Source organism: Falsiphaeobacter marinintestinus, assembly GCF_007923355.1.
Classification (GTDB): Bacteria; Pseudomonadota; Alphaproteobacteria; order Rhodobacterales; family Rhodobacteraceae; genus Phaeobacter_A; species Phaeobacter_A marinintestinus.
The window spans coordinates 136,617-162,309 of the sequence record NZ_VOGO01000002.1 but is presented as its reverse complement, the minus strand read 5'-3'; the positions used below and the strand labels follow the sequence as shown (position 1 = coordinate 162,309).

Annotated in this window: 26 protein-coding genes; 7 read left to right on the top strand and 19 right to left on the bottom strand. The window is 59.5% G+C overall.

Going from position 1 to position 25,693, the window contains the following annotated elements; translation table 11 throughout:
- Positions 1–398: 398 nt before the first annotated feature.
- From FOY56_RS05055 to FOY56_RS05030, 7 genes are all read right to left on the bottom strand, one after another.
- Positions 399–746, bottom strand: a complete 348-nt coding sequence (locus FOY56_RS05055; protein WP_146344733.1) for a hypothetical protein — start codon at positions 744–746, stop codon at positions 399–401.
- An 81-nt stretch (positions 747–827) separates the two neighbouring features.
- Entirely contained in the window at positions 828–971 is a 144-nt protein-coding gene (locus FOY56_RS23480; protein ID WP_186766241.1) for a hypothetical protein, read from the bottom strand.
- A gap of 214 nt (positions 972–1,185) precedes the next feature.
- Positions 1,186–1,566: a DUF6497 family protein gene (locus tag FOY56_RS05050; RefSeq protein ID WP_246139419.1), complete on the bottom strand. Its 381-nt coding sequence runs from the start codon at positions 1,564–1,566 to the stop codon at positions 1,186–1,188.
- A 104-nt stretch (positions 1,567–1,670) separates the two neighbouring features.
- Positions 1,671–2,069, bottom strand: coding sequence for a cupin domain-containing protein (locus FOY56_RS05045; protein WP_146344731.1), 399 nt, complete (start codon positions 2,067–2,069; stop codon positions 1,671–1,673).
- Positions 2,066–2,416: a hypothetical protein gene (locus tag FOY56_RS05040; protein ID WP_146344730.1), complete on the bottom strand. Its 351-nt coding sequence runs from the start codon at positions 2,414–2,416 to the stop codon at positions 2,066–2,068. Before FOY56_RS05040 ends, FOY56_RS05045 begins: the two co-directional genes overlap by 4 nt.
- Positions 2,413–2,811, bottom strand: a complete 399-nt coding sequence (locus FOY56_RS05035; protein ID WP_222434960.1) for a RidA family protein — start codon at positions 2,809–2,811, stop codon at positions 2,413–2,415. Before FOY56_RS05035 ends, FOY56_RS05040 begins: the two co-directional genes overlap by 4 nt.
- Positions 2,812–2,850: 39 nt before the next feature.
- Positions 2,851–4,383, bottom strand: coding sequence for an acyl-CoA carboxylase subunit beta (locus FOY56_RS05030; RefSeq protein ID WP_146344729.1), 1,533 nt, complete (start codon positions 4,381–4,383; stop codon positions 2,851–2,853).
- A 193-nt stretch (positions 4,384–4,576) separates the two neighbouring features.
- On the opposite strand from FOY56_RS05030, the gene FOY56_RS05025 reads away from it, so the two are divergent.
- Together FOY56_RS05025 and FOY56_RS05020 are read left to right on the top strand one after the other, a co-directional pair.
- Positions 4,577–5,791 carry a multidrug effflux MFS transporter gene (locus FOY56_RS05025; protein WP_146344728.1) on the top strand — a complete coding sequence of 405 codons (1,215 nt, stop codon included), beginning with the start codon at positions 4,577–4,579 and terminating at the stop codon, positions 5,789–5,791.
- A gap of 63 nt (positions 5,792–5,854) precedes the next feature.
- Complete coding sequence (locus tag FOY56_RS05020; protein ID WP_146344727.1) at positions 5,855–7,255, top strand: helix-turn-helix domain-containing protein; 1,401 nt, start codon at positions 5,855–5,857, stop codon at positions 7,253–7,255.
- Between the two features lie 54 nt (positions 7,256–7,309).
- Here the strand turns inward: FOY56_RS05020 and FOY56_RS05015 are convergent, their stop codons facing one another.
- The 7 genes from FOY56_RS05015 to FOY56_RS04985 all read right to left on the bottom strand — a co-directional run bounded on the left by FOY56_RS05015 (position 7,310) and on the right by FOY56_RS04985 (position 14,183).
- A complete protein-coding gene (locus FOY56_RS05015) occupies positions 7,310–7,549 on the bottom strand; it encodes an HP1242/YdcH family protein (RefSeq protein WP_146344726.1) in 240 nt (79 codons plus the stop codon).
- A 133-nt stretch (positions 7,550–7,682) separates the two neighbouring features.
- On the bottom strand, positions 7,683–9,341 hold the full coding sequence (betA, locus tag FOY56_RS05010; RefSeq protein ID WP_146345140.1) for a choline dehydrogenase: 1,659 nt from the start codon (positions 9,339–9,341) through the stop codon (positions 7,683–7,685).
- 70 nt (positions 9,342–9,411) lie between these two features.
- Positions 9,412–10,920, bottom strand: coding sequence for a choline-sulfatase (gene betC / locus FOY56_RS05005; RefSeq protein WP_146344725.1), 1,509 nt, complete (start codon positions 10,918–10,920; stop codon positions 9,412–9,414).
- Positions 10,917–11,489 (bottom strand): choline-binding transcriptional repressor BetI, encoded by a 573-nt coding sequence (gene betI, locus FOY56_RS05000; protein WP_146344724.1) that lies wholly within the window; start codon positions 11,487–11,489, stop codon positions 10,917–10,919. Before betI ends, betC begins: the two co-directional genes overlap by 4 nt.
- 64 nt (positions 11,490–11,553) lie before the next feature.
- On the bottom strand, positions 11,554–12,570 hold the full coding sequence (locus FOY56_RS04995; RefSeq protein ID WP_246139418.1) for a DUF1036 domain-containing protein: 1,017 nt from the start codon (positions 12,568–12,570) through the stop codon (positions 11,554–11,556).
- A gap of 62 nt (positions 12,571–12,632) precedes the next feature.
- Positions 12,633–13,544 (bottom strand): DMT family transporter, encoded by a 912-nt coding sequence (locus tag FOY56_RS04990; protein ID WP_246139417.1) that lies wholly within the window; start codon positions 13,542–13,544, stop codon positions 12,633–12,635.
- A 39-nt stretch (positions 13,545–13,583) separates the two neighbouring features.
- Positions 13,584–14,183: a LysE/ArgO family amino acid transporter gene (locus tag FOY56_RS04985; RefSeq protein WP_146344723.1), complete on the bottom strand. Its 600-nt coding sequence runs from the start codon at positions 14,181–14,183 to the stop codon at positions 13,584–13,586.
- A 91-nt stretch (positions 14,184–14,274) separates the two neighbouring features.
- On the opposite strand from FOY56_RS04985, the gene FOY56_RS04980 reads away from it, so the two are divergent.
- The gene (locus FOY56_RS04980; RefSeq protein ID WP_146344722.1) at positions 14,275–15,162 is read left to right on the top strand and encodes a LysR family transcriptional regulator ArgP; all 888 of its coding nucleotides are present in this window, start codon (positions 14,275–14,277) and stop codon (positions 15,160–15,162) included.
- Between the two features lie 26 nt (positions 15,163–15,188).
- Here FOY56_RS04980 and FOY56_RS04975 read toward each other — a convergent pair whose 3' ends face one another.
- Positions 15,189–15,929 carry a YebC/PmpR family DNA-binding transcriptional regulator gene (locus FOY56_RS04975; protein ID WP_146344721.1) on the bottom strand — a complete coding sequence of 247 codons (741 nt, stop codon included), beginning with the start codon at positions 15,927–15,929 and terminating at the stop codon, positions 15,189–15,191.
- A gap of 106 nt (positions 15,930–16,035) precedes the next feature.
- Here FOY56_RS04975 and FOY56_RS04970 point away from each other — a divergent pair, with 106 nt between their 5' ends.
- The 4 genes from FOY56_RS04970 (at position 16,036) to FOY56_RS04955 (ending at position 21,288) form a co-directional block, all read left to right on the top strand.
- A complete protein-coding gene (locus tag FOY56_RS04970) occupies positions 16,036–17,808 on the top strand; it encodes an SLC13 family permease (protein ID WP_146344720.1) in 1,773 nt (590 codons plus the stop codon).
- A 118-nt stretch (positions 17,809–17,926) separates the two neighbouring features.
- Positions 17,927–18,661 carry a glutamine amidotransferase gene (locus FOY56_RS04965; RefSeq protein WP_146344719.1) on the top strand — a complete coding sequence of 245 codons (735 nt, stop codon included), beginning with the start codon at positions 17,927–17,929 and terminating at the stop codon, positions 18,659–18,661.
- A gap of 90 nt (positions 18,662–18,751) precedes the next feature.
- Positions 18,752–19,636 (top strand): bile acid:sodium symporter family protein, encoded by an 885-nt coding sequence (locus FOY56_RS04960; RefSeq protein ID WP_146344718.1) that lies wholly within the window; start codon positions 18,752–18,754, stop codon positions 19,634–19,636.
- Positions 19,633–21,288, top strand: coding sequence for an FAD-binding dehydrogenase (locus tag FOY56_RS04955; protein WP_146344717.1), 1,656 nt, complete (start codon positions 19,633–19,635; stop codon positions 21,286–21,288). Before FOY56_RS04960 ends, FOY56_RS04955 begins: the two co-directional genes overlap by 4 nt.
- Positions 21,289–21,312: 24 nt before the next feature.
- Here FOY56_RS04955 and FOY56_RS04950 read toward each other — a convergent pair whose 3' ends face one another.
- The 4 genes from FOY56_RS04950 to FOY56_RS04935 all read right to left on the bottom strand — a co-directional run bounded on the left by FOY56_RS04950 (position 21,313) and on the right by FOY56_RS04935 (position 25,675).
- Positions 21,313–22,029, bottom strand: a complete 717-nt coding sequence (locus FOY56_RS04950; RefSeq protein WP_146344716.1) for a YbaY family lipoprotein — start codon at positions 22,027–22,029, stop codon at positions 21,313–21,315.
- Positions 22,030–22,133: 104 nt separating this feature from the next.
- Positions 22,134–23,915 (bottom strand): SLC13 family permease, encoded by a 1,782-nt coding sequence (locus tag FOY56_RS04945; RefSeq protein WP_146344715.1) that lies wholly within the window; start codon positions 23,913–23,915, stop codon positions 22,134–22,136.
- A gap of 45 nt (positions 23,916–23,960) precedes the next feature.
- On the bottom strand, positions 23,961–24,866 hold the full coding sequence (locus FOY56_RS04940) for a DMT family transporter (protein WP_146344714.1): 906 nt from the start codon (positions 24,864–24,866) through the stop codon (positions 23,961–23,963).
- A complete protein-coding gene (locus FOY56_RS04935; protein ID WP_146344713.1) occupies positions 24,863–25,675 on the bottom strand; it encodes a TIGR00282 family metallophosphoesterase in 813 nt (270 codons plus the stop codon). The genes FOY56_RS04940 and FOY56_RS04935 overlap by 4 nt, the downstream gene beginning before the upstream one ends.
- Between the last annotated feature and the right edge of the window lie 18 nt (positions 25,676–25,693).

Genomic DNA, 25,693 nt, shown 5'->3' with positions numbered 1-25,693 from the left:
CACAGGCTGCAAGCCCTGAACACACTGCAATAACTGCAAAAACCCGTAGTTTAAGCATCCTGCATCTCCCTTTTTCTGCTCTTCTTTTTGTGCGGCCACAAAAGCTGCAGGCCGTTCCAAGAGCAAGAAAAAAGCCAGAAACACCATGCAATGGGCGAAACCGCGCCGAATCGGTTCGGCGCGAAAAAATACGGGCAGGGTCGCATTAGGGATGCGCGCCTGCCCGCCTGAGGAAGGGGTACGGAATAGATGCGTCGGCACAGTGGCAGGGTGTGTCACGATGCCGACAAGAGGGACGTTGCCGCCATTTCCGACCAGCGCCAAGCCCGTAGGAAACCCGCCCGCCAATTGGGCCGGAACCTGCCGGTTTCGCGCTAGGATATGCGAAATCCCGCCGATCATCTGTCGACCTCATCCGGGAAAGAAACACGCGCCGCCGTCAGATCAAGGACCAGCAAGGCTTCATAGCTGGCAGGATCAAAGGGATCTTCTGCGGGCAACACTTCGCGCCCGAAAAGCCAGCTCAGCCGACCGGCATCCAGATTGCCACGTTCAAAGGGCTGGTCGCCAAAGTTTTCCCACAATGCCCGAAAAAAGGCGGCGTCCGCGCGCCGATCAGCCGGCTTGCGGTCGGCAAATCGTTCGCGCCGCGTGATCGGCGTGACACCGCGCGGATTGGCGCGGCGTAGGGTGAACTGGAAGTCGGTGCCGGGAAGACGGCCAGGGAAACCGCGATGCTTCAGCATGAGCACACCTCCGGCTGAGGGCGCCATGAAGCAGATGGGGGCGCAGACGGGACCGACCGCAAGGCCGGTCCCGCGCTGATCTTACTTGTACTTGCCGGTGTACGTCGGCTCAGTCGAGATCGGTTCGGGTGTGACCACGACAAACTCTTCTTTCGGAGAGTTGTCACAGGCTGCAACAGCGCCGACAAAGGCGACCATTGCGATGAATTTGATGCTCTTCGACATCTGTTTCTCCAGTATGATTTCATGAAACCAACAGGGCCCAAAAGCCCTGCCTGCCTCAACCTCAAGGTATCGGCCACGCGTACGTAGCCGCTGTGCACCATAGCGGAAAACAGGTCGCAAATATATCCGGATCGGGTCAAGACGATGGCCTGTGACTCCAAAGCCTCAAAAGCTGAGCGGTGTGAGCTTTGCGCCGCAAGATATTGTAGCATCGTTAAAATTCCTCCCAGATACAGCGGGCGTCTTCTGGCCGATAAGCTTCGAAAAACTGGGTGACTGCGGGATCGGACACGCCAAATTCGATCTTCTCGTCAGACAGCGAAATCACCACCCGCACCGCGTCCAGCCCATGCCGGGCAAGGTATGGCAGGGCAAAGGCTTCGCATAAATGATCCATGTCAGGGGCGCTGACGTCATATCCGATATCGCCCGCATTGCGCCCGATCTGCGGCGCCAGAAACCGGAACCTGATCCAGGTTTCCCCCAGCGCGTCATCAACCAGAACTTCGGTAAATTGGATCTTCTGGCCGGACGGCACATCCACCAGATTGCTATCCGCAGACGCTATGGCCCCGTGGCCCAGCGTCAGAGACAAGAAAAGGCCGCAACCCCGACCCCGCCATTTCTGGTGAGCTCCTCCTGTCGGGGTTGCGGGCGCGACGCCAGCGGCGTGCGCTGTTCTTGTTCGGATCGCGCGGATCATGGGACCGATTCGTCCTGTGTGTCAAACTTTGCCGGAGAAATGATCTCAATTAGTTCCATATCGTCCGAATGCCGGACCTCGCGGTGCTTGATGCCCGGAGGTTGCAGCACGCAGGACCCGGCGCGCAAAAGCTGTTCGCCCTGTCCTTCGTAATCGAACACCACCCAGCCTTTAGTCACGTAAACCATCTGGAACTCCAGATCGTGGCTATGCCAGCTTCCGGGGCTTTCCATGCCCGGCACGGCACGAATGACGTGCGCCCCGAATTTGCCTTTCGTGCCATCCTGAATACCCAGATCGCGGTACTCAAAAAACGCCCGCAACCCCTGCCCGACAAACGGACTGTCATCGGCATGGCTGATGCTGAACGCCTGATCGTTCCAAAACTGTGTCATGTCTGCCCTCCCCTCAGACGTGCATGGCGCAGCCAACGGGCGCGGTTGCCGGGGTTCTCCAGTACCTCGGCGATCCCTTCGGCTGCATTTGTGGGGACGCGCCCCTCAACGCGTCCCCCTGCGGTGATTTTCACATCTTCGGCCCGTGTCTCCACCCGCACGACCGGCGAAAATCCCCGCATGTTCTGGAGTGCCCGCCACATATCCTGCCGGATCTGATGCGCCAGCCTTAGCGGATCGGCCTTGGCCAGAACTGTCTCAGCCTGCACGTCAAAGCGCGGCGGCAGGTGCCGGGCCAACGTCAGCCCGTCCGTTTCCTGCAAGATATGCCAGCCACGCTGTGTCATGGCCGTCGCGCCAGACAGTCCACTTCGACCAAAGCCCCAACCGCCAAAGCTGTCACTCCGATCGTTGTGCGCGCAGGGCGGCGATCAGCCGGGAAATAGCTTTGGTACGTGGTGTTGAAGGTCGCATAATCTCGTTCGAACTCGGTCAGATAGCAACGACACTGCAGGACATGACTATAGTCTAACCCAACGCCCCGCAGAACAAGACCAAGATTGTCCATGACCCGGCGGGTCTGCGCCTCGATCCCGTCGGGCAGCGGCGCATCCGGCGCGGCGGGATCAGTTGGCATCTGCCCAGTCAGCATGACCCAGCCATCCGTCTCGACCGCGTGCGAAAACGGGGCAACCGGGCGGGGGCCGCCCGAAATCATGTGAAAGATGGGATCACAAGCCATGTCTTGCTCCTGAGGGGAGGGGCTTACCGCCCCTCGCCGTCACAACGGAATGTTGTCGTGCTTTTTCCACGGGTTTTGCAGCTTCTTGTTACGAAGCGAGGCAAAGGCCCGGGCCACCCGTTTGCGGGTTGATTTCGGCTGGATCACCTCATCAATAAAACCACGCTCGGCGGCCACGAAGGGGTTAGCAAAGCGATCTTCGTAATCGGCGGCATGGGCCGCGATCTTGTCGGCATCGCCCAGATCGGCGCGATGGATAATCTCGGTCGCGCCTTTGGCACCCATCACCGCGATTTCGGCGGTCGGCCACGCATAGTTGAAATCACCGCGCAGATGCTTGGACGCCATCACGTCATAGGCCCCACCATAGGCTTTGCGGGTAATTACGGTGACCTTAGGCACGGTGGCTTCGCCATAAGCAAACAGCAGCTTCGCACCATGCTTGATAACGCCGCCATATTCTTGACTGGTGCCTGGCAGGAAGCCGGGCACGTCGACCAACGTCAGGATCGGGATTTCGAAAGCGTCGCAGAACCGCACAAACCGGGCCGCCTTGCGCGAGCTGTCGATATCCAGACATCCTGCCAGCACCATCGGTTGGTTGGCGACGACGCCAACGGTCTGCCCCTCCATCCGGATGAAACCCGTGATGATGTTGGCTGCAAAATCGGCCTGAATTTCGTAAAAATCTCCTTCATCCGCGACCTTCACGATCAGCTCTTTCATGTCATAGGGCTGGTTCGGGTTTTCGGGGATCAGCGTATCAAGCGAGCTTTCGACCCGACCCGGTTCATCAAAGAACGGGCGCACGGGCGGCTTTTCGCGGTTGTTGAGCGGCAGGAAGTCGACCAGACGGCGCACTTCGGCCATCGCTTCGACGTCGTTTTCAAACGCACCATCCGCAACCGAGGATTTCTTGGTGTGGGTCGATGCCCCGCCCAGCTCTTCGGCCGTCACCACTTCGTTGGTCACGGTCTTGACCACGTCAGGGCCGGTCACGAACATGTAAGAGGTGTCTTTGACCATGAAGATAAAGTCGGTCATCGCGGGCGAATACACCGCACCACCGGCGCACGGGCCCATGATCACGCTGATCTGCGGCACCACGCCGCTGGCCATGATGTTGCGCTGGAACACGTCCGCATAGCCCGCAAGCGATGCCACGCCTTCCTGGATTCGCGCCCCGCCCGAGTCGTTCAGGCCGATGACAGGGGCACCATTCTGCACCGCCATATCCATGATCTTGCAGATCTTCTGGGCGTGTGTTTCTGAAAGGGAGCCGCCGAACACGGTGAAATCCTGACTGAACACATAGACCATCCGGCCATTGACCGTGCCCCAGCCCGTAACCACGCCATCACCGGCAGGCCTTTGTTCTTCCATGCCAAAATCGGTGCAGCGATGCGCGACGAACATGTCGAACTCTTCAAAGCTGTCCTCGTCGAGCAGCAGTTCAATCCGCTCGCGTGCCGTCAGCTTGCCACGCGCATGCTGCGCGTCGATCCGGCGCTGACCGCCGCCCAAACGTGCTTCGTTACGGCGGTCGCTGAGCTCGGAAAGAATATCCTTCATGGTGCGTATCCCCTCTTGAATTTCGGCGAACCATATAGGCACTGCTATCCCGGCTAAAGCAAAATTCGGCAAATTTGCAAATTGTCGTGAAACGATGACTAGCTAAATGCAAATTTGCTAACCACCTCATAATCCCCTCTGCGGAATTCTTTTCCGATGGACACTGGCGCGGCACGGGAATACCAGATTGGGCATGAGTGCTTCCCCATCTGCCGGATCTTCGGACCACCGCAGCCCCCCTCATATCGCCACGCTGATCCTGCTTTCCGGACTGTCGGCTTTGGCAATGAATATCTTCCTGCCCAGCCTGCCCCGCATGGCTGAGTATTTTCAGGCAGACTATTCGGTGCTGCAATTGTCGGTGTCACTGTATCTTGGCGTGAACGCTTTTACCCAGATCCTGATCGGCCCGATTTCAGACAAGGTTGGGCGCCGCCCTGTGATCTTGTGGGGGCTGGTTGTATTTGCGCTCGCCACATTGGGCTGCATCTTTGCACAATCCGCCTGGGTCTTCCTTGTCTTTCGCATGGCGCAATCTGCCGTGGTTGTGGCGATGGTCATCAGCCGCGCCTCCGTGCGCGACCGATATGACGCAGATCAGGCCGCCAGCATGATCGGCTATGTCACCATGGGCATGGCTGTCGTTCCGATGATCGGCCCCGCGGTCGGCGGTGTTCTGGACGAATTGTTTGGGTGGACGGCGAACTTTTGGTTGCTGTTCGTCACCGCGCTGATGGCGGCTGCCCTTGCGTATTACGACTTCGGCGAAACCAAGATGAAAAGCGGTCTGACCCTGGGCCAGCAATTCCGGGAATACCCCGAACTTTTGCGATCGCCACGCTTCTGGGGCTACGCTTTGGCCTGTGGCCTGACATCTGGCTCGTTCTTTTCCTATCTGGGCGGCGCGCCCTTTGTCGGCACCGTGATTTTCGGCATGACGCCTGCCACGTTGGGCTTTTACTTTGGGGCACCGGCCATCGGTTATGTCATCGGCAACTTTCTGTCGGGGCGCTATTCAATGCGATACGGCATCAACCGGATGGTGTTCTGGGGCTGCCTTGTCTGTTTGGCCGGAGTCCTGCCCAATGTCCTGATCATGGCGCTTGGGTATGGCACACCGAATACCTTCTTTGGCCTGATGGTACTGATCGGGCTGGGCAATGGCATGGCGATCCCCAACGCAACCTCGGGCGCGCTGTCGGTGCGCCCTCATCTGGCCGCCACTGCCTCGGGCTTGAGTGGCGCGATCATGCTGGGGCTGGGCGCCGTATTAAGCGCGCTGGCCGGCAGCCTTCTGACTCCGGAAACCGGGGCAGAACCGCTTTTGTGGCTGATGATCATCACATCGACGTTGTCGGTCGGCGCGATCATTCTGGTTATCCTGCGCGAGCGCCAACTGGGCTTGTAACCCCTTGCTCACAGGACTTTGCAAACATACCTTGCCAAAAAGGTAAATCTGCAAAGGACGCCCATGCCGACTCAAAAACTGTATGCCGGTGCCAAACTGCGCGAAATCCGGAACCGTCTTGGGCTGACCCAAAAAGATTTCGCCGCCAAACTTGGCGTGTCGCTGCCCTATCTGAACCAGATGGAGAACAACAACCGCCCTGTGTCGACCACGGTGGTGCTGGCTTTGGCACAGGAATTCGGGCTGGACGTCACCGAACTGTCCACCGGCGACAGCGAGCGGTTGGTCAGCGACATGCGCGAGGCGCTGGCCGATCCGGTGTTTGCGGACACCGTTCCTCCGCTGGCGGATTTGCGACTGACCGCGTCAAATGCCCCTGCCCTGGCGCGTGCCTTTATCGCCCTGCACCGCAGTTACCGGCAGACCCACGAACGGCTGGCGTCCCTTGACGAGGCTTTGGGGCGCGAGGACGCGCGGATACAAGCCAGCCCCTGGGAAGAGGTGCGCGATTTCTTCCACTACTGTGACAACTATATAGACGCGGTGGATCGCTCGGCCGAAACCTTTGCCCGGCAGGGCGGTGAACCGGGGCAGATCCGCGCAACAGCGCAAAAGGCGCTGAATGATCTGGGCGTGCGGATCGAGATCAGCGATACCGCAACACTGCGTCGCTACGACCCCCAAACACGAACTTTACAGTTGTCTTCGCGGGCTTCGCCGCAGACCCAAGTGTTTCAGTTGTTGCTGCAACTGGCGCTGCTGAAACAAGATCAACTGCTGGAGGCCACGCTGGATTTCGCCCGGTTCCACAACGATGAAGCCCGCGCCATTGCCAAGATCGGACTGGCGAACTATTTCGCCGGGGCCGCATTGATGCCTTATGGCGTGTTTCTTGAGGCGGCGCAGGCGTGTCGGCACGATCTGGAACTGCTGAGTGCCCGGTTTGGCGCATCCATTGAGCAGGTGGCGCACCGGCTGTCGACCATGCAGCGCCCCGGTGCCAAGGGCATTCCGTTTTTCTTCGTCCGCGTCGATCAGGCGGGAACGATCACCAAGCGCCACAGCGCCACGCGACTGCAATTTGCCCGGTTCGGTGGGGCCTGCCCGTTGTGGAATGTGCACCGCGCGTTTGAAACGCCCGGCCGGTTCCTGCGCCAGCTAGCCGAAACGCCAGACGGCGTGCGCTATATCTCACTGGCCCGCGATGTGTCCAAACCCGGTGGATCTTACGGTGCGCCAGTGCGCCGCTATGCGATTGCCTTGGGGTGCGAAGTGCGTCACGCGGGGTCGCTGGTGTATGCGGACAATCTGGATGTCAACAATGCCAGCGCGTTCGAACCTATCGGCATCTCGTGCCGAATCTGCGAACGTCAGACCTGCCACCAACGCTCTGTGCCACCGCTTGAACGGCGACTTACAATTGATGCGAATGAACGGGGGGTTCTGCCCTATCAGGTCAATTGACCAAAGCGCGGCCCGGCTGCCTTCTCAAGGCAGCCGGGTCACGTGTTTTTTGCATTAGTGTTTGGACAGGATCGCCCAGATCTCATCCTTCAGAGCGGCGCGTTTCTTGCGCATGTCAACTTCGGCCAGCTCTTCGACCGGCTCGACATTGGTTTCAGCACGGTGCACGGCGCGGTTGATCTCGTGGTATTCGTCAAACAGCCGCGCAAAATGCGCGTCATCCTGCTTGAGCGTGCTCATCACCTGCACCTTGTCGGGGAATTCTTCGGCCAGTTCGTGCGGCGTATGGGACATCTGTTCGCTCCTTCTTTTTTGATTTCGGTTCAGATTAGTGCGCGGTCCGTAGCCTCAACTTTGACCCGGATCAATAAGTCGTCTGAAATGCGCGCTTTTTCGTACGTTTTTCCAGGCTTTTCAGATCCTCACGTCAACGCTGCGAGGTTTCCCAATCCGGATGCACCCAAGGGACATCATTTGCCGCCGGAAGCGGGTCGTGCCCCAGAATGTGATCGGCCATTTTCTCGCCCACCAGAATCGACGGCCCGTTCAGGTTGCCATTGGTAATCCGCGGGAAGACCGAGCTGTCGGCAACACGCAGCCCATCGACCCCGATCACCCGACCTTGCGGATCGACCACCGCGTTGGGATCGTCCACGCGACCCATCCGGCAGGTCCCGCAAGGATGGTACGCGCTTTCGGCATGTTCGGCGATAAACGCATCCAGTTCGGCGTCGCTTTGCACTGCGTCGCCCGGCTGAATCTCGTGGCCGGCAAATGGCGCAAATGCCTCTTGCGCAAAAATCTCACGGGTGAGGCGGATGCAGGTGCGGAATTCTTCCCAGTCTTGCGGGTGAGACATATAGTTGAAACGGATAATCGGTGCTTCGTCCGGGTTGTTTGACCCCAGCGTGACGCTGCCCCGACTTTGCGACCGCATCGGGCCAACATGGGCCTGAAACCCATGCCCTTCGGCTGCCACCTTGCCATCATATCGCACGGCGATAGGTAGAAAATGATATTGGATATCCGGGTATGGCACGCCTGCGCGTGAGCGGATGAAAGCCGCACTTTCAAACTGGTTCGAGGCCCCGAGCCCTGTGCCGGTAAACAGCCATTGCGCCCCGATCATGGCTTTGCCCAACAGGTTCCAGTGTTTGAACAGCGTGATGGGCTGGATCGCCGCCATCTGGATGTAAAGCTCCAGATGATCCTGCAGGTTTTGCCCGACGCCGGGCCGGTCAGCGACGATGTCGACCCCATGCGAGGCAATATGAGCCGCCGGACCAATCCCTGACAGCATCAGCAGCTTGGGCGAATTGATCGCCGAAGCCGCCACGATCACCTCGCGGCGGGCTTTCAGAATTTCGGTATTGGCACCCCGTTTGATTTCGACACCTGCGGCACGGCCGTCTTCAATCACGATTTTTTGCGCCAACCCGCGCACGATGCTGCAATTTGCCCGCTTCAAGGCCGGTTTCAGATAGGCATTTGCCGCCGACCAGCGCTGGCCTTTCCAGACCGTCTGGTCCATCGGACCAAAGCCTTCCTGCTTTTGTCCGTTGTAATCATCCGTGGCCTCATAGCCCGCTTGCTTGCCCGCCTCTACAAAAGCCGAAAACAGCGGGTTGTCGCGGGGGCCGCGCATCACGTGTAACGGGCCGTCTTTGCCGCGCCAGTCAGCATCACCGCCGTGGCCGCTGTCATGCCAGTTCTCCATGCGCCGGAAATAGGGCAGCACATCGGCGTAGGCCCAGCCATCGGCACCACTTTCGGCCCAGTGATCATAATCCATCGCATGTCCGCGCACATAGACCATACCGTTGATCGAGCTTGAGCCCCCGATCACCTTGCCGCGTGGACAAGCCAGACGACGGTTGTTCAGATGCGGTTCGGGTTCAGACTGATAGCCCCAGTCATAGCGCGACATGTTCATTGGATAGCTGAGCGCGGCGGGCATCTGGATCAACGGCCCGGCATCTGTTCCGCCGTATTCAATGACCAGAACCGAGGCCCCGGATGCGGACAGCCGATAGGCCATGGCGCAGCCGGCGCTGCCTGCGCCGATGATGATGAAATCCGCTTCCATGGTCATGATCTGTCACCGTCGTTCTGCATGGTGGTCGTTGCTTTTGGGTATTTGGAACAAGAAAGAAGCCTTACTCTCCGCGCGGAAAGCGTTGGTTCTCTTCCAGAGTGTTCAGATCCATATGGTTGCGCATGTAGCGTTCGGAGGCTTTCTGCAGTGGTTGGTAATCCCACGGGAAATAGCCGCCCTGACGCAAGGCTTCGTAAACGATCCAGCGGCGCGCCTGACTGGCGCGGACATTCTTGTCGAAGCTGTCGAGATCCCAGCGGGCTTCGGATTTGGCGCGCAGGGTTTGCAGGGTGCCCTGATGGTCCGGGTGGTCTGCAAGGTTGATCAACTCATGCGGGTCTTCGTCAAGATTGAAAAGCTGATCCGGATCAAGCGCGCAGCGGTTGTGTTTCCACTTGCCATAACGCAGCGATACCAGCGGTGCGTAAGAGCCTTCGGCGGCGTATTCCATCGCGACCGGGCTGGTGCGCTCGGCGCCTGTTGCCAGTGGCGTCAGGTCTTCTCCGTCAGTCCAGGGCGCAATGTCGTCCATGGGCACTCCGGCCAGCGCGCCAAGGGTCGGGGTGACGTCCAGCGTCGAAACCGGCGCGTCGATGCGTTGCGGATCAAGTCCGGGAGCCGAGATCATCAGCGGCACGCGCGCCGAGCCGTCATAGAAGTTCATCTTGAACCACAAACCGCGTTCGCCCAGCATATCGCCATGGTCTGACACGAACAGGATCACGGCCTCTTGCCGTGTGTCTTCAAGCACTTGCAGGATTTCACCAATCTTGTCGTCGAGATAAGAAATGTTGGCGAAATACGCCCGGCGCGCGCGGCGGATGTTGTCTTCGGTGATGTCGAAATTACGCCAGTCATTGGCATCAAAGATCCGCTGCGCATGGGGATCGTGGTCGTCATAGTCCATCGCCGGAACCTGCGGCAGCAGTTGGTCGCAATCTTCGTAGAGATCCCAGTATTTGCGGCGCGCCACATAGGGGTCATGCGGATGGGTAAAACTGGCCGTCAGGCACCAGGGCCGATCATCCTTGCCGCGCGACAGATCGTACAGTTTTGCCGTGGCATTGTACGCAACCTCGTCGTCATACTCCATCTGATTGGAGGTTTCGGCCACCCCGGCCCCCGTGACCGAGCCCATGTTGTGATACCACCAGTCGATCCGTTCACCCGGTTTGCGGTAATCCGGAGTCCAGCCGAAATCGGCCGGATAGATGTCGGTGGTCAGGCGGTCTTCGAACCCGTGCAACTGATCAGGGCCGACGAAATGCATCTTGCCACTGAGGCAGGTGTAATAGCCCGCGCGCCGCAGGTGATGGGCATAGGTGGGAATGTCCGAGGCGAATTCGGCGGCGTTGTCAAAAACACCCGTGCGGCTGGGCAATTGCCCCGACATAAAGCTGGCGCGCCCGGGCGCACACAGCGGCGAGGCGGTATAGGCGTTGGCAAACCGCACAGATTGCGCGGCCAATCGTTTCAGGTTGGGCGCATGCAGCCAGTCGACAGGGCCATCCGGGAACAGCGTGCCGTTCAGTTGGTCAACCATCAGGATCAGGATGTTGGGGGACGTCATGGCCGGGCCTCGCACAGTTGGTTCAACACGGACAATGCGTGCCCGGCGGCTGCATCCGGGGTTTCCACCGGGTTGAGCGCTGCGCGGATGTAGAGCCCGTCGATCAGCGCCACGATTGTATCTGCGGTTCTTTCAGGCTGGTCCGTCAGAGGGCGCAAGGCGTGGATCAGGTTTGATCGGATGCGGTTTTGATAGATATGCCATAGCCGCAGTGCCTGCGTGTTGGTCTGGGCCAGCACGTAGAAGGTCATCCAGGCGCTGATCGCTTCCCGCGAGAAACTGGAGGAGGCGAAACTGGCGCGAATGATCGCCTCGGCCCGGTGGTGCGGGGCGGCGGCGGCAAGTTCCCGACGCACCTCGGCCCCGAAATCGCTGAGGATACGGCGCATGGCCGCCAGAAAGATCTGATCTTTTCCACCAAAGTAGTGATGCGCCAAAGCGCTGGACATGCCAGCGCGGCGAGCGATCTGGCTGACCGTCACGTCCAGAGATCCGGCGGCGCCGATCTCGGCAATCGTGGCCTTGACCAGCGCATCGCGCCGGATCGGTTCCATTCCTAGCTTGGGCATCCAGCATCTCCCTCAGGTGGGGAGACGCTAGTTTTTGGTTATTGACTCGTCAATCAATAAAAACTCAATCCAGTTTGCGGTACTCCAGGACGTTGCCGCGTGGCAGGTACATCAGCTGCAGTTCAAGCGCATCAACATACCAGATCTGATAGCAATAGATGTCGCCGGTTTCCTGGTCGCGGGATGACAAATAGGGGCCATCCCCCGAAAACCGATCACACCAGTCTTGCACCGAGATCGCATCGGTACCGGAGTAATTACCGTCATAATATCCGATACGTTCGGAGCCCAATATGTTGAACTGGTCAGCCGAGTCGGTGACGGCATACCAATAGCCCTGCAACTGATCGAGCATCCGGTCGTTGTCGGTCCAGGGACGCGTGTCGACGTCGTAAAGTACCAATTCGGCTGTCGAGTCATGGATCGCAGCCAGATCCCCCGAGATCTGCATCGGAGTGCCGGGAGCAATGTCGGCCAACAGCGGAAAGGCGTATGGGTCAGAGCGTCCGTCATCTGAGACCAAAAGGCGAAATCCGTCGGCATAGAACACGCAATACCCGGGCTCGATATCGAAATCGCAATGCTGGAACGTGGCCGCGTTTGTATAGGGTTCACCATAGGTGCCGGCCTTGGGTTCGGGGGCTTTTGTTGGTGATTTGGCATCTTCGACCTTGTCACGACGTATATAGGGCGCGAGCGCGACACTGAATTCTTCAGCGGTCTTGCCGGTGTCGATCTGTCTGAACAGCCCCTTGTCATACCCGCGATCTTCACAGGATTCGTCGCCGATGATGGTGAAGGCCTCGGGCGTGGTGCAAAAGGCAATGTTGTCGTCTGCAAAGGTCCAGCCCTTGGACTTCGCGAGCATGTAGTAGTACCGGCTCTTCAGAACGCCCTTGATTGGCGTGACGCAGTCGTCGGGTTGGATGTTCCACCACCCTTCTGAAACCCAGTTCCCGTCGTCCTTATACCCGATAGCCACCGTTTTTCGGGTTTCGGTGTCATTGCAGATTTCAAGGCCAGCCATGCCCATCGACGGCAGGCCGATCAGGGTCGCCATCACTGAAGCTGTTACTTTCATCGGTCCCTCATCCCTTTTTCGCCAGCCTAAACGGTTAAGGCGTGCACGAACAAGATTGGGGTTCAGACCTTGGTGGCCGGGGTTGGTGGTGTAATGGCGCGGCGTTTCAAAACCGCTTCGCGCCATGTGATAAAGCTGATCGCTGTCAGGATCATCGTACCGCCGATCACCACCCAGATGTCGATGGCTTCGCCAAAGAACACGGCCCCGACCAGCACGGCCCAGATCAGCTGCAGAAAGGTCACCGGCTGGGTGACCGTCACTGGTGCAGCCCTGAACGCGAGCGTCATGGTGTAATGCCCGGCGGTTGCGAAACAGGCGACGGTAAACAGCATCCCCAGATCATACAGTGTCGGGGGCACCCAGACGGCCCAAGCGAAGGGCGCAAGCCCCAGTGTCACCCACCCCGAAAGCATCCCCACCACGACCAGCGGGCTGACCTCATCGGCGCAGATCTTGGCCAGCAGATAGGAGCCTCCAAAGATCAGTGCGGCGATCAACATGGCCAGATGGCCCGGGCCGACCTCGCGAAATCCGGGGCGCAGGATCACCAGAACCCCCAGCAAGGCCACGAAAATGGCCGCGATCCGGCGCAGGGCCAGTCTTTCGCCCAGAAAAATCGCGGCACCGATGGTGACATAAACCGGCGAGAGGTAGTTCATCGCCGTGACTTCGGCGATTGGGATCTGGGTCATCGCATAGAACCACAGCATTACCCCACCCGCGTGGAACAGGCCGCGCGTCGCGAACAGCCCCCACAGGCGCGGGGTGATCGTGGTGTTCAGCATGGGCCGGATCATCGGGATCAGGAATACAAGCCCCAGAAGATAGCGCAGAAATGCGGCCTCTTGTGGTGGCACGGCTGGTCCGAGGTATTTGACCAGAGCGGTCACAGCAACAAAACAAAGCCCGGTGACCAGCATCCAGAAGGAGCCTAGCACGGGATTTGAACCGGGCGAGTCGAGTTGAGCCATGCCATTGTTCAACACCCATTCCCCGGGCGATACAACCCTTCACATGGCAATTAGTTTTAGCGCGATGCCCCACATGACGATTCCGATCAGCGCATCCAGTATCCGCCAGGCCGAGGGCCGGGCAAAAAGCGGCGCCAGAAAGGCTGCGCCATAGCCAAGGGAAAAGAAGAAAACCAGGCTCGATGTCATCGCCCCCAGAGCAAACCCCAGCCGATCTTCGTATTGCGCCGAGATCGATCCGATCAGCACCACTGTGTCCAGATAGACGTGCGGGTTCAGCCATGTCAGCGCCAGCACGATCGCCAGCGTTTTGCCCAGGGGTGCAGGCGTATCACGTGTCAGATCCATCGCGGCCCCGCCCTGCCATGCGGACCAAAGGCTGCGGGCTCCGTACCAGAACAGGAACGCAGCACCGCCAAACCGCATGGCCACGCCGAACCAGGGGGCCGCCTGCGCCAGGGCCCCTGCCCCGGCCACCCCCGCAGCGATCAGAAATGCATCGGACACAGCGCAGGTCAGGCAGATCCAGAACACATGCTCTTTGCGCAAGCCCTGCCGCAGCACGAAAGCGTTCTGCGCCCCGATGGCAAGGATCAGGCTGAACCCAAGGGCGAAGCCGGGCAAAAAGGCAGAGGGCATTATGGCAATCCTTTAACAGTCGTCCGGTTTGACTAATTCCGCAAATCGCAATAGTCCAATTAAAGATGATAAGCCCAGTGAAGGATGTCTAATGCAGTTTGACCCCCATCACCTGTCCGCCCTTGCCGCTGTGCTGCGGCTGGGCAGCTTCGAGGCGGCGGCCGCCGATCTTAGCGTGACGCCCTCGGCGATCTCTCAGCGGATCAAGGCGCTTGAGGAAAAGGTCGGAGCGTCACTGATCAATCGCGGCACACCTTGCACCGGAACCCCACAGGGCGCGCGCATAGCCAAACATGCCGAGGATGTGGGCCTGCTGGAGTCCCAGCTAAGCCGCGAGCTGTCGCTGGAAACCACGCCCGGGCCGACCCGCATCCGTATCGCGGTGAACGCCGACAGTCTGGCCACGTGGTTTGTGAACGCGATGGTGATGCTGCCCGACTTGCTGTTCGATCTGGTGATCGACGATCAGGATCATAGCGCCGACTGGCTGAAACGCGGTGACGTCAGCGCCGCGATCTGTGCCGGCGACAAACCGGTTGCGGGGTGTGACATGCATCCGCTTGGGGCCTTGCGCTATGTCGCGACAGCAAGCCCCGGGTATATGCGAAAATGGTTCCCCGATGGGGTGACACCCGCCACCCTGTCCCGCGCGCCATGCATGGTCTTCAATGCCAAGGACGGCTTGCAACGCCAGTGGATCGCCGAATATGTCGGCCCACGGATCGCGCCGCCCAGTCATTATCTGCCCTCGACGCATGCCTTTGTCGATGCGGCCCGGGCCGGGATCGGCTGGGGCATGAACCCGGTCGCGCTGGTACGTGGACCGGTGCGCAATGGCAAACTGGTGCCGTTGTTGAAGAACGCGCCGCTGGATGTGCCCCTGAACTGGCAGATCAGCCGCGTTATGGCCCCGGCGCTGGAGCCTTTGACAAACGCCGTCAAAAAGGCGGCAAGCAAAGGGTTGGTGAAACCCGAATAGGCAGGGTTTCAGGCCATTCTAAAGGATCAAAGCTGTTCCATAACCTCATCAGAGGCTTCGAAATTGGTCGTCACACGCTGAACGTCGTCATCGTCCTCCAGCGCATCCACCAGCTTCATCAGCTTTTCCATGCCGTCCAGATCCATTTCGGTTGTGGTGGTCGGCTTCCAGATCAGTTTGGTCGAAGTCGACTCGCCCAACGCAGCTTCCAGCGCACCGGAAACGTCGTTCAGATCGGTGTCTTCGCACCAGATGATATGACCCTCTTCGCTTGATTCAACGTCTTCGGCGCCTGCTTCGATGGCCGCTTCGAAAACGGCATCGGCATCACCAGCGGAAGCGGGATAGCTGACTTCGCCCTTGCGATCGAACATGAAACCAACCGACCCGGTTTCACCCAGATTTCCGCCGTTCTTCGAAAAGGTCGAGCGCACGTTGGATGCGGTACGGTTGCGGTTGTCAGTCATCGCTTCGACGATCACCGCCACGCCGTTCGGGCCATAGCCTTCATAGCGGATTTCTTCGTATTCGTCGCCCTCGCCAGCAACCGACTTCTTGATGGCGCGGTCGATCACATCCTTGGGAACCGATTGCGATTTGGCTTCCTTGACGGCCAGACGCAGACGCGGGTTCTTTTCCGGGTCAGGGTCGCCCATCTTGGCGGCAACAGTGATTTCCTTGGATAGTTTCGAAAACAGCTTGGAGCGCGCAGCGTCCTGCCGTCCCTTGCGGTGCTGGATATTCGCCCATTTGGAGTGGCCGGCCATTGATCGTCCTCGTTCAGAATTCGCGGTTGTCGGTCATATAGCGCTTTGAGCGGCTCCTGTTCAAGCAGCGCCTTGTTCCCCCCGCTGCAACAGGTAATGTGCAGCCATGACATTAGATCAGACCATCCTCTTCTCGCTGTTCCTTGCCGTCTTCGGTTTACTGCTGTGGGGGCGGTTTCGGTATGACCTTGTCGCCTTTTCAGCGCTATTGGCGGGGGTGGTTCTGGGCGTCGTGCCGGTCAAGGACGCCTTTACCGGGTTCGGTCACCCCGCGACACTGGTGGTGGCCCTGGTTCTGATCGTATCGGCCGGTCTGGTCCGGTCGGGCGCGGTGTTCCTGATCACCCGCACGCTGGTCGATACATCCCGGGGCTTGGGGGCGCATATCGCCGTCATGGGCGGCATCGGCGCGGTTCTGTCGGCCTTTATGAACAACGTGGCCGCCCTGGCGCTGCTGATGCCGGTCGACATTCAGACTGCGCGCAAAGCCGGACGCAGCCCCGGGCTGACCCTTATGCCACTGGGGTTTGCAACTATTCTGGGCGGCATGGTCACCCTGATCGGGACCCCGCCCAACATCATCATCGCCTCGATCCGGGGCGAAACGCTGGGCACACCGTTCACCATGTTCGACTTTGCCCCCGTGGGCGGAATCGCCGCCCTGGCGGGCCTGATCTTCGTGGCCCTGATCGGATGGCGCCTAATCCCGACCCGCGAGAACGAACAGACCGGCATGTCGGGGCTGACCCAGTATATCGCGGAACTGACCATTCCCGACGAATCCAAGCATATTGGGAAACGGTTGGCCGAACTGGAAGAGACGGCCGAAAAGGCAGATGTTGCGATTCTGGGGCTGATCCGGGACGGCAAACGCCGCTATGGGCGGGCAACAAACACGATACTTCGCGCCAATGATGTTCTGGTTCTGGAAGCCGTCCCCGAAGCGCTGGACGAATTTCGCGCAACAACGGACCTCGCGTTTTCAGATGCAGCGCGGCAAGAGAAACTGACAGCCGCTGGTGACGGTCTGGACGTGATCGAAGTTGTCGTTCCCGAAACCTCGCGCATCGCCAGAAAAACCGCGCAGACTCTGGGGCTGGCCTGGCGACAACAGACGATTCTGATGGGCATTTCCCGTCAGGGCAAGCAAATCACAAAACAGGTGCGCAACACCATTGTCGAACCCGGCGATATCCTGTTGTTGCTGTGCCCACGCGATCATGGTCCGGATGTGACCGAATGGCTGGGATGCCTGCCGCTGGCCGAGCGCGGTCTGAGTGTGACCGCCAACGATAAAACCTGGCTGTCGATCGGTCTGTTTGCAGCGGCAGTTCTGGCGGCAAGCCTTGGGCTTATTTATCTGCCGGTTGCGCTTGGACTGGTCGTGGTGGCTTTCGTCCTGACAAAAATCCTGCCAATTGCCGAAATCTATGACCATATCGAGTGGCCGGTTGTCGTGCTTCTGGGCTCGATGATCCCGTTGGGTGCGGCGCTGGACAGTTCCGGCGGGACCGAACTGATCGCATCTTCGCTTGTGTCTCTGACCACTGGATTGCCGTCCTGGGCGATCCTGACGGTGCTGATGGTGGTAACGATGACCCTGTCTGATGTATTGAACAACACCGCCACGACCATTGTCGCGGCCCCCGTCGGCATCCAGATGGCGCAGGCGTTGAACGTGTCACCTGACCCGTTCCTGATGGCGGTCGCAATTGCGGCGTCCGCGGCGTTTCTGACCCCCATCGGACACAAGAACAACACCCTGATCCTGGGGCCCGGCGGTTATCGGTTCGGAGACTACTGGCGTATGGGCCTGCCGCTTGAAATCCTGATCGTCGCCGTTTCGATCCCGGCAATACTTGTGTTCTGGCCAATGTGACCTCTCCCAAACGACGCAACGGACGCCGCATTGCGCGAGATTTTTCGTCGAAAAATCTTGACCCACCGCGACGCTCTGGCGCTTGCGGCAGAGCACGGAGCCGGGATAGACCGCGCGCATGAAACGATTTTTGATCCTGCAGCTTCGCCCTGAAACTGATGCGGCGGATGCCGAATTTGCTTCGATCCTGAACCGATCCGGCCTGACCAAGGATCGCACGCATCGGATCCGGCTGGATTGTCAGGATCTGCCTGATGGCTTGGATGTGACCGATTACGCCGGTGTGATAGTTGGCGGCGGGCCAGGCTGCGTGAGTGATCCGGCGGACACCAAGCCCGCCGAAGAGGCCCGGATCGAACACGCGATCATGGGGCTGATGCCTCAGATCACGGAAACGGACCACCCTTACATGGGATGTTGCTATGGTCTGGGCATTCTGACGGCACATCTGGGCGGCGACGTCAGCAAGCGGCGCTTTGGAGAGCCTGTTGGCCCGTCCGACTGCGTGCTGACTGCCGAAGCAACCTCTGATCCACTAACCCAGGGTTTGCCATCAGCCTTCCAATCGTTCGTCGGCCACAAAGAGGCGGTTCAGTCCCTGCCACAGGGCTGCGTACATCTGATCAGCTCGGCCCCCTGCCCGTTTCAGATGATCCGCTGGGGTCAGAACGTCTATGCAACGCAGTTCCACCCCGAAGCCGACGCGGCGGATTTCGAACAGCGCATTCGCATTTATCGCAACCATGGATACTTCCCGCCCGAACAGGCGGACCCGCTGATCGCACAGTGTCACGCGGCGGATGTGACCGTGCCCGGCCTGATCCTGAAACGGTTTGCTGCCCGCTATGGCTAGGCCAATCCGACATGCGGCGATCCGCCCTTTGGCGCTTGCCCGCCACTCTGATTAACGTGCCGTCAAAACCAGTCTTGGGAGGGACTTGTTTTGGAAGAACTGATCGGCGTGGGCCTGCCATTGGCCCTGGCTGTGATCATGTTGTCTTTGGGCATCGGACTTGAGGTCAGCGACTTTCGACGGGTCGCGCTGAATGGCCATGCTTTTGTGATCGGCGCGCTCAGCCAGATTATCTTGCTGCCGCTGACAGCATTTTTTGTTGTTTCGGTCTTTGCGCCGCCGCCGGGTATTGCAGCCGGGGTGATGCTTTTGGCGTTTTGCCCGGGCGGCGTGACCAGCAACATCCTGTCCAAACTGGCGGGCGGAGATGTGGCGCTGTCAATTTCGCTGACGGCCATGGTCAGCCTGACGTCCATCCTGACCGTGCCGATGTTGTCGGCCTGGGCAATCCCGTACTTTCTGGGCTCAACGGCGCCTGAACTGAATGTCACCTCGCTGGCCATTGCGATGTTTCTGATCACCACGCTGCCGGTGGCAGTTGGGGTCACGATCCGGCAGTATTTTCGCGGCGCTGCCATCGTGATCGACCCCATTCTGTCACGTGTTGCGGTTGTTTTGGTCGTTCTGGTCATCGCGGCGGCGCTGGCCGACAACTGGGCCTTGTTCCTTGAGAACCTGCCCAGTCTGGGTGCCATGCTGCTGATCGTGAACCTTGTTCTGCTGGGCATCGGCTTTGGCGTTGCCCGGCTTGCCGGTCTGGGGACGGCGCAGATCAAGACCATCACGCTTGAGATCGGCATCCAGAACTCCACCCTTGGCATTACAATGGCCGGGCTGATAACCGGGGTGACGTTTGGTTTTAGCGCTCTGGCCTTGCCCTCGGCGGTTTACGGCATCACCATGTACGTCGTGGCCGTGCCCTTCATCCTCTGGATGCGCGGAGGTCGTGCGTTCGGGGGGAGGAACCATATATGAACAATGCGGATGTGATCGTCGTCGGCGGCGGCTTGGCTGGCCTTGCGGCCGCTGCCGAACTGGGCGATCGGGGCAAGTCTGTCATCATTGTTGATCAGGAACCCGAGCGGTTTCTGGGTGGTCAGGCTTTCTGGTCACTGGGTGGCCTGTTCATGGTCGACACGCCCGAACAACGCCGGATGGGCATTCGCGACAGTCACGAACTTGCCATGCGGGACTGGATGGGCAGTGCCCAATTTGACCGGGACGAAGACGCATGGCCGCGCAAATGGGCCGAAGCGTATGTGTCTTTCGCGGCTGGCGAAATGCGCCCGTGGCTGCGTGAAATGGGGCTGCGCTGGTTTCCGATCGTCGGCTGGGCCGAACGAGGCGGGTCTTACGCCACCGATCACGGCAATTCTGTCCCACGGTTTCACCTGACCTGGGGCACTGGCCCCGGCGTTGTTGAACATTTTGAACGCCGCGTTCGCGAACATGTCGCCGCTGGCCGGATCGAGCTAAAGTTTCGCCATCAGGTCAGCCATATCATCATGCAGAACGGTACCGCGCGCGGTGTGTCGGGCGAGGTTTTGGCCGATGACAGCGCCGATCGGGGCAAGAAAACCAACCGCGAAGAAATCGGCGAATTCGAATTCTATGCGCCCTCTGTCATCGTCTCGTCCGGCGGTATCGGTGGTAACTTTGAGATGGTGCGTAAGGCCTGGCCACGCGACCGGTTAGGACCGCCGCCGCGCACGATGGTCGCGGGTGTGCCGGCCCATGTCGACGGCCGCATGGTTGCGATTTCCGAAGCGGCAGGCGGGCACGTCATCAATGGCGACCGGATGTGGCATTACACTGAAGGCGTGCGCAACTGGGATCCGATCTGGCCCGATCACGGCATCCGGATCCTGCCCGGGCCATCGTCAATGTGGTTCGACGCCACCGGAAACCGTCTGCTGCCGCCCTGCCTGCCGGGCTTTGACACGCTGACGACGCTGCGCGAGATCCTGAAGACGGGCTATGACTACAGCTGGTTCGTGCTGACCCAAAAGGTCATCGAAAAGGAATTTGCCCTGTCAGGATCGGAACAAAATCCGGATCTGACGTCCAAAAGCTGGATTGAGGTCATCAAGGCCCGGTTGCTGTCTGGCGGCGGTGCCCCCAAGCCGGTCGAAGCGTTCAAAACCCATGGTGAGGATTTCGTCGTTGCCGGGTCACTGGGCGAACTGGTCGCCGGAATGAACCGGATCGGTGGCGGGCTAGTCGACGAAGCCAGGATCCGCGATCAGATCGTCGCGCGGGACTTGCAGATCGACAACCCGTTCACCAAGGATGCGCAGTTGATGGCGGTTCATGCCGCGCGCAACTATCGCGGAGATCGGCTGATCCGCACAGCCAAGCCACACAAGTTTCTGGATCAGGCCAACGGACCGTTGATCGCCGTTAAACTGAATGTGCTGACCCGCAAGACGTTGGGCGGGCTGCAGACCAACCTTGATTCACAAATGATCGGAGTTGATGGCGAACCGGTGCCGGGCCTGTTTGCAGCCGGTGAAGTCGCGGGCTTTGGCGGTGGCGGATATCACGGTTACAACGCGCTTGAAGGGACGTTCCTGGGCGGATGCATCTTTTCGGGGCGCAATGCCGGGCGGTCGCGGGCGGTGGCCTAAGCGGCACCGCCAGGACTGCGTGGTTTACCGGGACAGGCGCATGACAGTGACGCCCGCGCTGTTGACCAAAGCCATCTGATCACCGGTTACGACGTAAGTGGCCACGTCTGGCAGCACCTCGAAGAAATCGCGCTCTAGCTTATCATAAGGTGGCGGGCACGCCATTCTGGTCGCACCGATGGCTTCGCCAAAGGTCATATCGGTCTGGGTTTTTTCCACCTGGCCGAAGTAGCGGTTGCAGCCTGCCGTTCCGCCGATCTTTCCGTCCGGTCCAAATTCGAGTGTTGGCAGCCTGTCGGTGATCAATAGCCGTCCGCGCAGTTCAACCACGGTCCAGATCTCAGGCCCGGCCTTGGCCTGCTGCATACGTTCCATCATGATATCGACCTTCGCGCCTGCGCCTCGTGTCAGAACCGGATAGGCCGAGGTTGACCGGTACAGAACAACGCCATTCTGCATGACCTTCGCTGAGATCGAATAGGTCAGACGCGAGTCGATCAAACCATCATCGAAGGGCAGTTCAAAATCATAGGGCACCCGGTCCAGCGCATAGGTTTGCGTCGAAACAATCGTTGCGGCAACGTCCTGGCGCGACACATCAACAAGTGAAACGTCCAGCGTGGCATCCGGCGGCACTGCAATTCGTTCGCGATAGCTGGCCGAACCTTGGATCACACCGGCCCAAGCCGCCGTGCTTGTGATGGTAAGACACAGCACCATCAGGGTTCGCAAAACAGGCATGTGGGCTCTTTCGCTAAATGTGGACACACGCTTTAGATGCGGCGCGGGCCTGCGTCCTTCAAGCCCTGCGCTGCAAATTCTTGCCCCGCCTGCCCTGCCCGTTTCTAAGGATACAGAGGCCACAGAACCGGGATCAACGCCGACGCCAGCAATCCAACCGTCAGGTTCAGCGGGATGCCGACCCTCAGGAAGTCGGTGAACCGATATCCGCCCGGACCATAGACCATCATGTTGGTTTGATAGCTGATCGGCGTGGCGAACGTCGCGCTGGCCGCAATCATGACCGCGATCACCAGCGGCCTGGGATCCACGCCCAGCGACACCGCCAGCCCGATGGCCACAGGCGTCAGAACGACGGCAACCGCATGGTTGATAAGCTCGGACAAGACCGACGTCAGAAGGTAGATCGCCCAGACGATGAAGAACGGTGGCAATCCGGCGATCAGCGGCGCGGAATGTTCGACGATCAGGTCAATGGCGCCCGAGGTTTCCAACGCAGTTGCGACGGCAAGCATGGCAAAGATCAGCGCCAGCAAGCGACCATCGACAAACGAAAACGCCTCGTCCGAGTCGATGCAGCGGGTCAGCAGGACCACGGCCATGGCGATCACCGCAAGCATCAGGATCGGGGCCACGCCAAACGCGGCCAGCAAGACGATACTGGCCAAAGCGCCCAATGCGATCGGAGCGTGGCTGCGCCGGAATTCGCGGTCGGATGGCTTTGAGACGTCCAGCATGTTCATGTCTTTTGACAGACGATTGATGTCTTCGGGCGACCCTTCCAGAAGCAAGGTATCGCCGATCTGCACATTCAGCGCGTCCAGTTGCATGCCAATGTTCTGGTCTCGCCGATGCGCGGCCAGCACATATACACCGTAGCGGCGGCGCAGACGCATATCGCCCAGTTTGCGCCCGATCATCTTGCACCCCGGGGTAATCAGGACTTCAACGGTCGAGGTTTCAACCGCCGACACCTGATCAACGCGCTTAAGCGATTTGTCGCGCTGGAGGCTGAGCAATTCGGTCATCTGCGTGCGTAAAACCACGCGGTCCCCGACCTCAAGTTGCACGCCCTGAAGTTCACGTCTGAGGGACAGGTCACCGCGAATAACATCGATCAGCCGCACACCCGGACGTTTGAACAACTGGACACCGGTCACTTCGCGCCCGATCAGGTTGCTGTCAGGCGGGATCACCGCTTCGGTGAAGAATTTCATCGACTTCTTGTTGGACAGCATTGACGCCATGCTGGCCCGATCCGGCAACAGACGTGGCGCGATAAAGCGCAGATAAATCCCTCCCCATGCGACCAGAATGACGGCCAGCGGGGTGACTTCGAAGATTGTGAACGGTTCCAGCCCGCGCGCCTTGGCGACACCGTCGACCAGCAAGTTGGTCGAGGTCCCGATCAGTGTCATCGTACCGCCCAGGATGGCCGCATAGCTGAGCGGAATCAAAAGCTTACTGGGCGATATTCCGAGTCTGTGAGACAGTTGCACAAACACTGGGATCATTACCACGACAACCGGCGTATTGTTGACGAAGGCCGATGCGAGGACAACAAAGAGCATCAACGCGCCGATGGCCACGGCGGGACGTGAATCGGCCTGCGCCTCGGCGATCTGGGTGAACCAGTCCAACGCCCCGGTGCGCACCAGCGCGCCCATCACGATGAACATGGCCGCGATGGTCCAGGGTGCTGCGTTCGACAGAACGTGCAGCGCGTCTTTGTAAGGCAACAGACCCAGCGCCATCATGGCGGCCGCCCCGCCGATGGCCACAACCTCGGCCGGGTATTTCTCACGCACGAAAAGCGCGAACATCACTAGAACGACTGCCAGCGTCAACAACGCCTCGCCGGTTTCCGATAAAGCAAAAATATTCATAATCTGTCCGACATTAATCGCGCTTCTGCGCGCTCTATCCTGACCTCACCCGTCAACGGGTGCAACCGTTTCACTGTGTCGCGGTTGCACAAGGGCCATACCTGCCACCATCATTGCCATCGCGACCCAAAAATAGCCTGAATACTGCTCGTTCAGGATCAACATTGCCCAGAAAACTCCAAAGCCTGTCACCAGATAGGACACGAGTGAAGCAAAGACCGCTCCGGTCCGTCCGATCAACCAGACATAGCTTGTATACACAAGCGCATGGATCAGCGAACTTGCGATCAGGGCGATATCTGCAGCCCCCCAAGGCGGGCGCGGATCTATCCAATGGCCCGACCCCAGCGCCAGCGGCAAGGCAACGATGGTTCCCAGAACTGACGCCCCCAACAGCACCTGAATCGGATCAAGCCCTTGCGTGCCGAACCGGGCGACATAGTTGCCTTCGAACCCATAAAACGCCGGTGCGATCAGGGCGAGCGGGATGAACAGCGCCATGGCCGGATCCGGCAGGCTTGCCTCGGGGCCGACCAGAAGCAAAACGCCGATCATTCCGCAGATCACGCCGAAGAAGGGCCGCCAGCGGAATGTGTCATTGCCCATCAGCAGCGCGATCGGAAAGGCAAAGATAGGAACCGTGGCGATTGCGACCGACAGAACGCCCGCCGGAAGGTGGCGCGCTGCCTCATAGCTGGCGGCGTTGGGCAACAGCGTCCCGACCAGGGCGATCACGGCATACAGCCCGATGTTCCGGGGCGCGAGCGGGATGGATTTGCCCCGCGCACGGTTGATCGCAAACAAGATGACCGACGCAATCGCCATCTGCCAGAAGATCAGCCCGAAATGCCGATAGCCTTCACTCACGGCAATCTTGGACAGGGGTTGGGTCAGCCCCCAACCCGCCCCCAAAACAACAAGCAGCGCAAAGGCAATGGCGCGGTTGTTCACGGCCCGGCCTGTTCCAGTCGTCCGCCAACCCGGATCATTTTGGTGCGGGTGGCTTTACCGGTCCGGTCATCTGTCTCCAGATAGATACCCGACAGGGTCGCCTCGCCCAGCGCAGGCGTGAACCGCGATTTTGGCATGCCGGTGATAAACCGGCGCATTGGTTCGGCCTTGTCCATACCAATGACCGAATCGTAATCGCCACACATGCCTGCATCGGTCAGATACCCTGTACCCTTCGGCAAAACCTGCGCATCTGCCGTTGGGACATGCGTATGCGTGCCCACCACAAGGCTGGCCCGCCCATCACAGTAATGGCCCATCGCCATCTTTTCCGAGGTCGCTTCGCAATGCATATCCACGATGATGGCCTGTGCGCGGCCACCGGGGGGATGTGATTTCAACACCGGTTCAATGGCCGAAAATGGATCATCAAAAGGCCGTTTCATGAACACCTGCCCCAGCACCTGCGCCACAAGGATCTTGCGACCGCCCGGCGCATCGAACAACCGATACCCGCGCCCCGGCGCGCCTTTGGCGAAATTGATCGGGCGGATGATACGCTGATCCTGTTCGATCGCCTGCATCATGTCCTTCTGATCAAAAGCATGGTCGCCCAGCGTCACGCAGTCTGCACCCGCCTCAAGCAGGCCCTTGGCATGGTCGCCACTCAGCCCCATGCCATTGGTCGCGTTTTCACCGTTTACCACCACGAAATCGAGCCGCCATTCGCTGCGCAACCGTGGAAGATGGTCGGCCACGGCCTTACGGCCAGAGCGCCCCATCACATCTCCTAAGAACAAAACTTTCATTCCTTGGTCCTAGGTCGC

What these genes read in the sequence shown, in the direction of transcription:
- FOY56_RS05020 (WP_146344727.1), top strand. Translation starts at nt 5,855, where the DNA reads ATGCCGACTCAAAAACTGTATGCCGGTGCCAAACTGCGCGAAATCCGG.
- FOY56_RS05015 (WP_146344726.1), bottom strand. Translation starts at nt 7,549, where the DNA reads ATGTCCCATACGCCGCACGAACTGGCCGAAGAATTCCCCGACAAGGTG.
- FOY56_RS04965 (WP_146344719.1), top strand. Translation starts at nt 17,927, where the DNA reads ATGAAACGATTTTTGATCCTGCAGCTTCGCCCTGAAACTGATGCGGCG.
- FOY56_RS05025 (WP_146344728.1), top strand. Translation starts at nt 4,577, where the DNA reads ATGAGTGCTTCCCCATCTGCCGGATCTTCGGACCACCGCAGCCCCCCT.
- FOY56_RS04945 (WP_146344715.1), bottom strand. Translation starts at nt 23,915, where the DNA reads ATGAATATTTTTGCTTTATCGGAAACCGGCGAGGCGTTGTTGACGCTG.
- FOY56_RS05030 (WP_146344729.1), bottom strand. Translation starts at nt 4,383, where the DNA reads ATGAAGGATATTCTTTCCGAGCTCAGCGACCGCCGTAACGAAGCACGT.
- FOY56_RS04970 (WP_146344720.1), top strand. Translation starts at nt 16,036, where the DNA reads ATGACATTAGATCAGACCATCCTCTTCTCGCTGTTCCTTGCCGTCTTC.
- FOY56_RS05055 (WP_146344733.1), bottom strand. Translation starts at nt 746, where the DNA reads ATGCTGAAGCATCGCGGTTTCCCTGGCCGTCTTCCCGGCACCGACTTC.
- FOY56_RS23480 (WP_186766241.1), bottom strand. Translation starts at nt 971, where the DNA reads ATGTCGAAGAGCATCAAATTCATCGCAATGGTCGCCTTTGTCGGCGCT.
- FOY56_RS04985 (WP_146344723.1), bottom strand. Translation starts at nt 14,183, where the DNA reads ATGCCCTCTGCCTTTTTGCCCGGCTTCGCCCTTGGGTTCAGCCTGATC.
- FOY56_RS04975 (WP_146344721.1), bottom strand. Translation starts at nt 15,929, where the DNA reads ATGGCCGGCCACTCCAAATGGGCGAATATCCAGCACCGCAAGGGACGG.
- betA (WP_146345140.1), bottom strand. Translation starts at nt 9,341, where the DNA reads ATGGAAGCGGATTTCATCATCATCGGCGCAGGCAGCGCCGGCTGCGCC.
- betI (WP_146344724.1), bottom strand. Translation starts at nt 11,489, where the DNA reads ATGCCCAAGCTAGGAATGGAACCGATCCGGCGCGATGCGCTGGTCAAG.
- betC (WP_146344725.1), bottom strand. Translation starts at nt 10,920, where the DNA reads ATGACGTCCCCCAACATCCTGATCCTGATGGTTGACCAACTGAACGGC.
- FOY56_RS04950 (WP_146344716.1), bottom strand. Translation starts at nt 22,029, where the DNA reads ATGCCTGTTTTGCGAACCCTGATGGTGCTGTGTCTTACCATCACAAGC.
- FOY56_RS04980 (WP_146344722.1), top strand. Translation starts at nt 14,275, where the DNA reads ATGCAGTTTGACCCCCATCACCTGTCCGCCCTTGCCGCTGTGCTGCGG.
- FOY56_RS04995 (WP_246139418.1), bottom strand. Translation starts at nt 12,570, where the DNA reads ATGAAAGTAACAGCTTCAGTGATGGCGACCCTGATCGGCCTGCCGTCG.
- FOY56_RS05045 (WP_146344731.1), bottom strand. Translation starts at nt 2,069, where the DNA reads ATGACACAGTTTTGGAACGATCAGGCGTTCAGCATCAGCCATGCCGAT.
- FOY56_RS04990 (WP_246139417.1), bottom strand. Translation starts at nt 13,544, where the DNA reads ATGGCTCAACTCGACTCGCCCGGTTCAAATCCCGTGCTAGGCTCCTTC.
- FOY56_RS05040 (WP_146344730.1), bottom strand. Translation starts at nt 2,416, where the DNA reads ATGACACAGCGTGGCTGGCATATCTTGCAGGAAACGGACGGGCTGACG.
- FOY56_RS04935 (WP_146344713.1), bottom strand. Translation starts at nt 25,675, where the DNA reads ATGAAAGTTTTGTTCTTAGGAGATGTGATGGGGCGCTCTGGCCGTAAG.
- FOY56_RS05035 (WP_222434960.1), bottom strand. Translation starts at nt 2,811, where the DNA reads ATGGCTTGTGATCCCATCTTTCACATGATTTCGGGCGGCCCCCGCCCG.
- FOY56_RS04955 (WP_146344717.1), top strand. Translation starts at nt 19,633, where the DNA reads ATGAACAATGCGGATGTGATCGTCGTCGGCGGCGGCTTGGCTGGCCTT.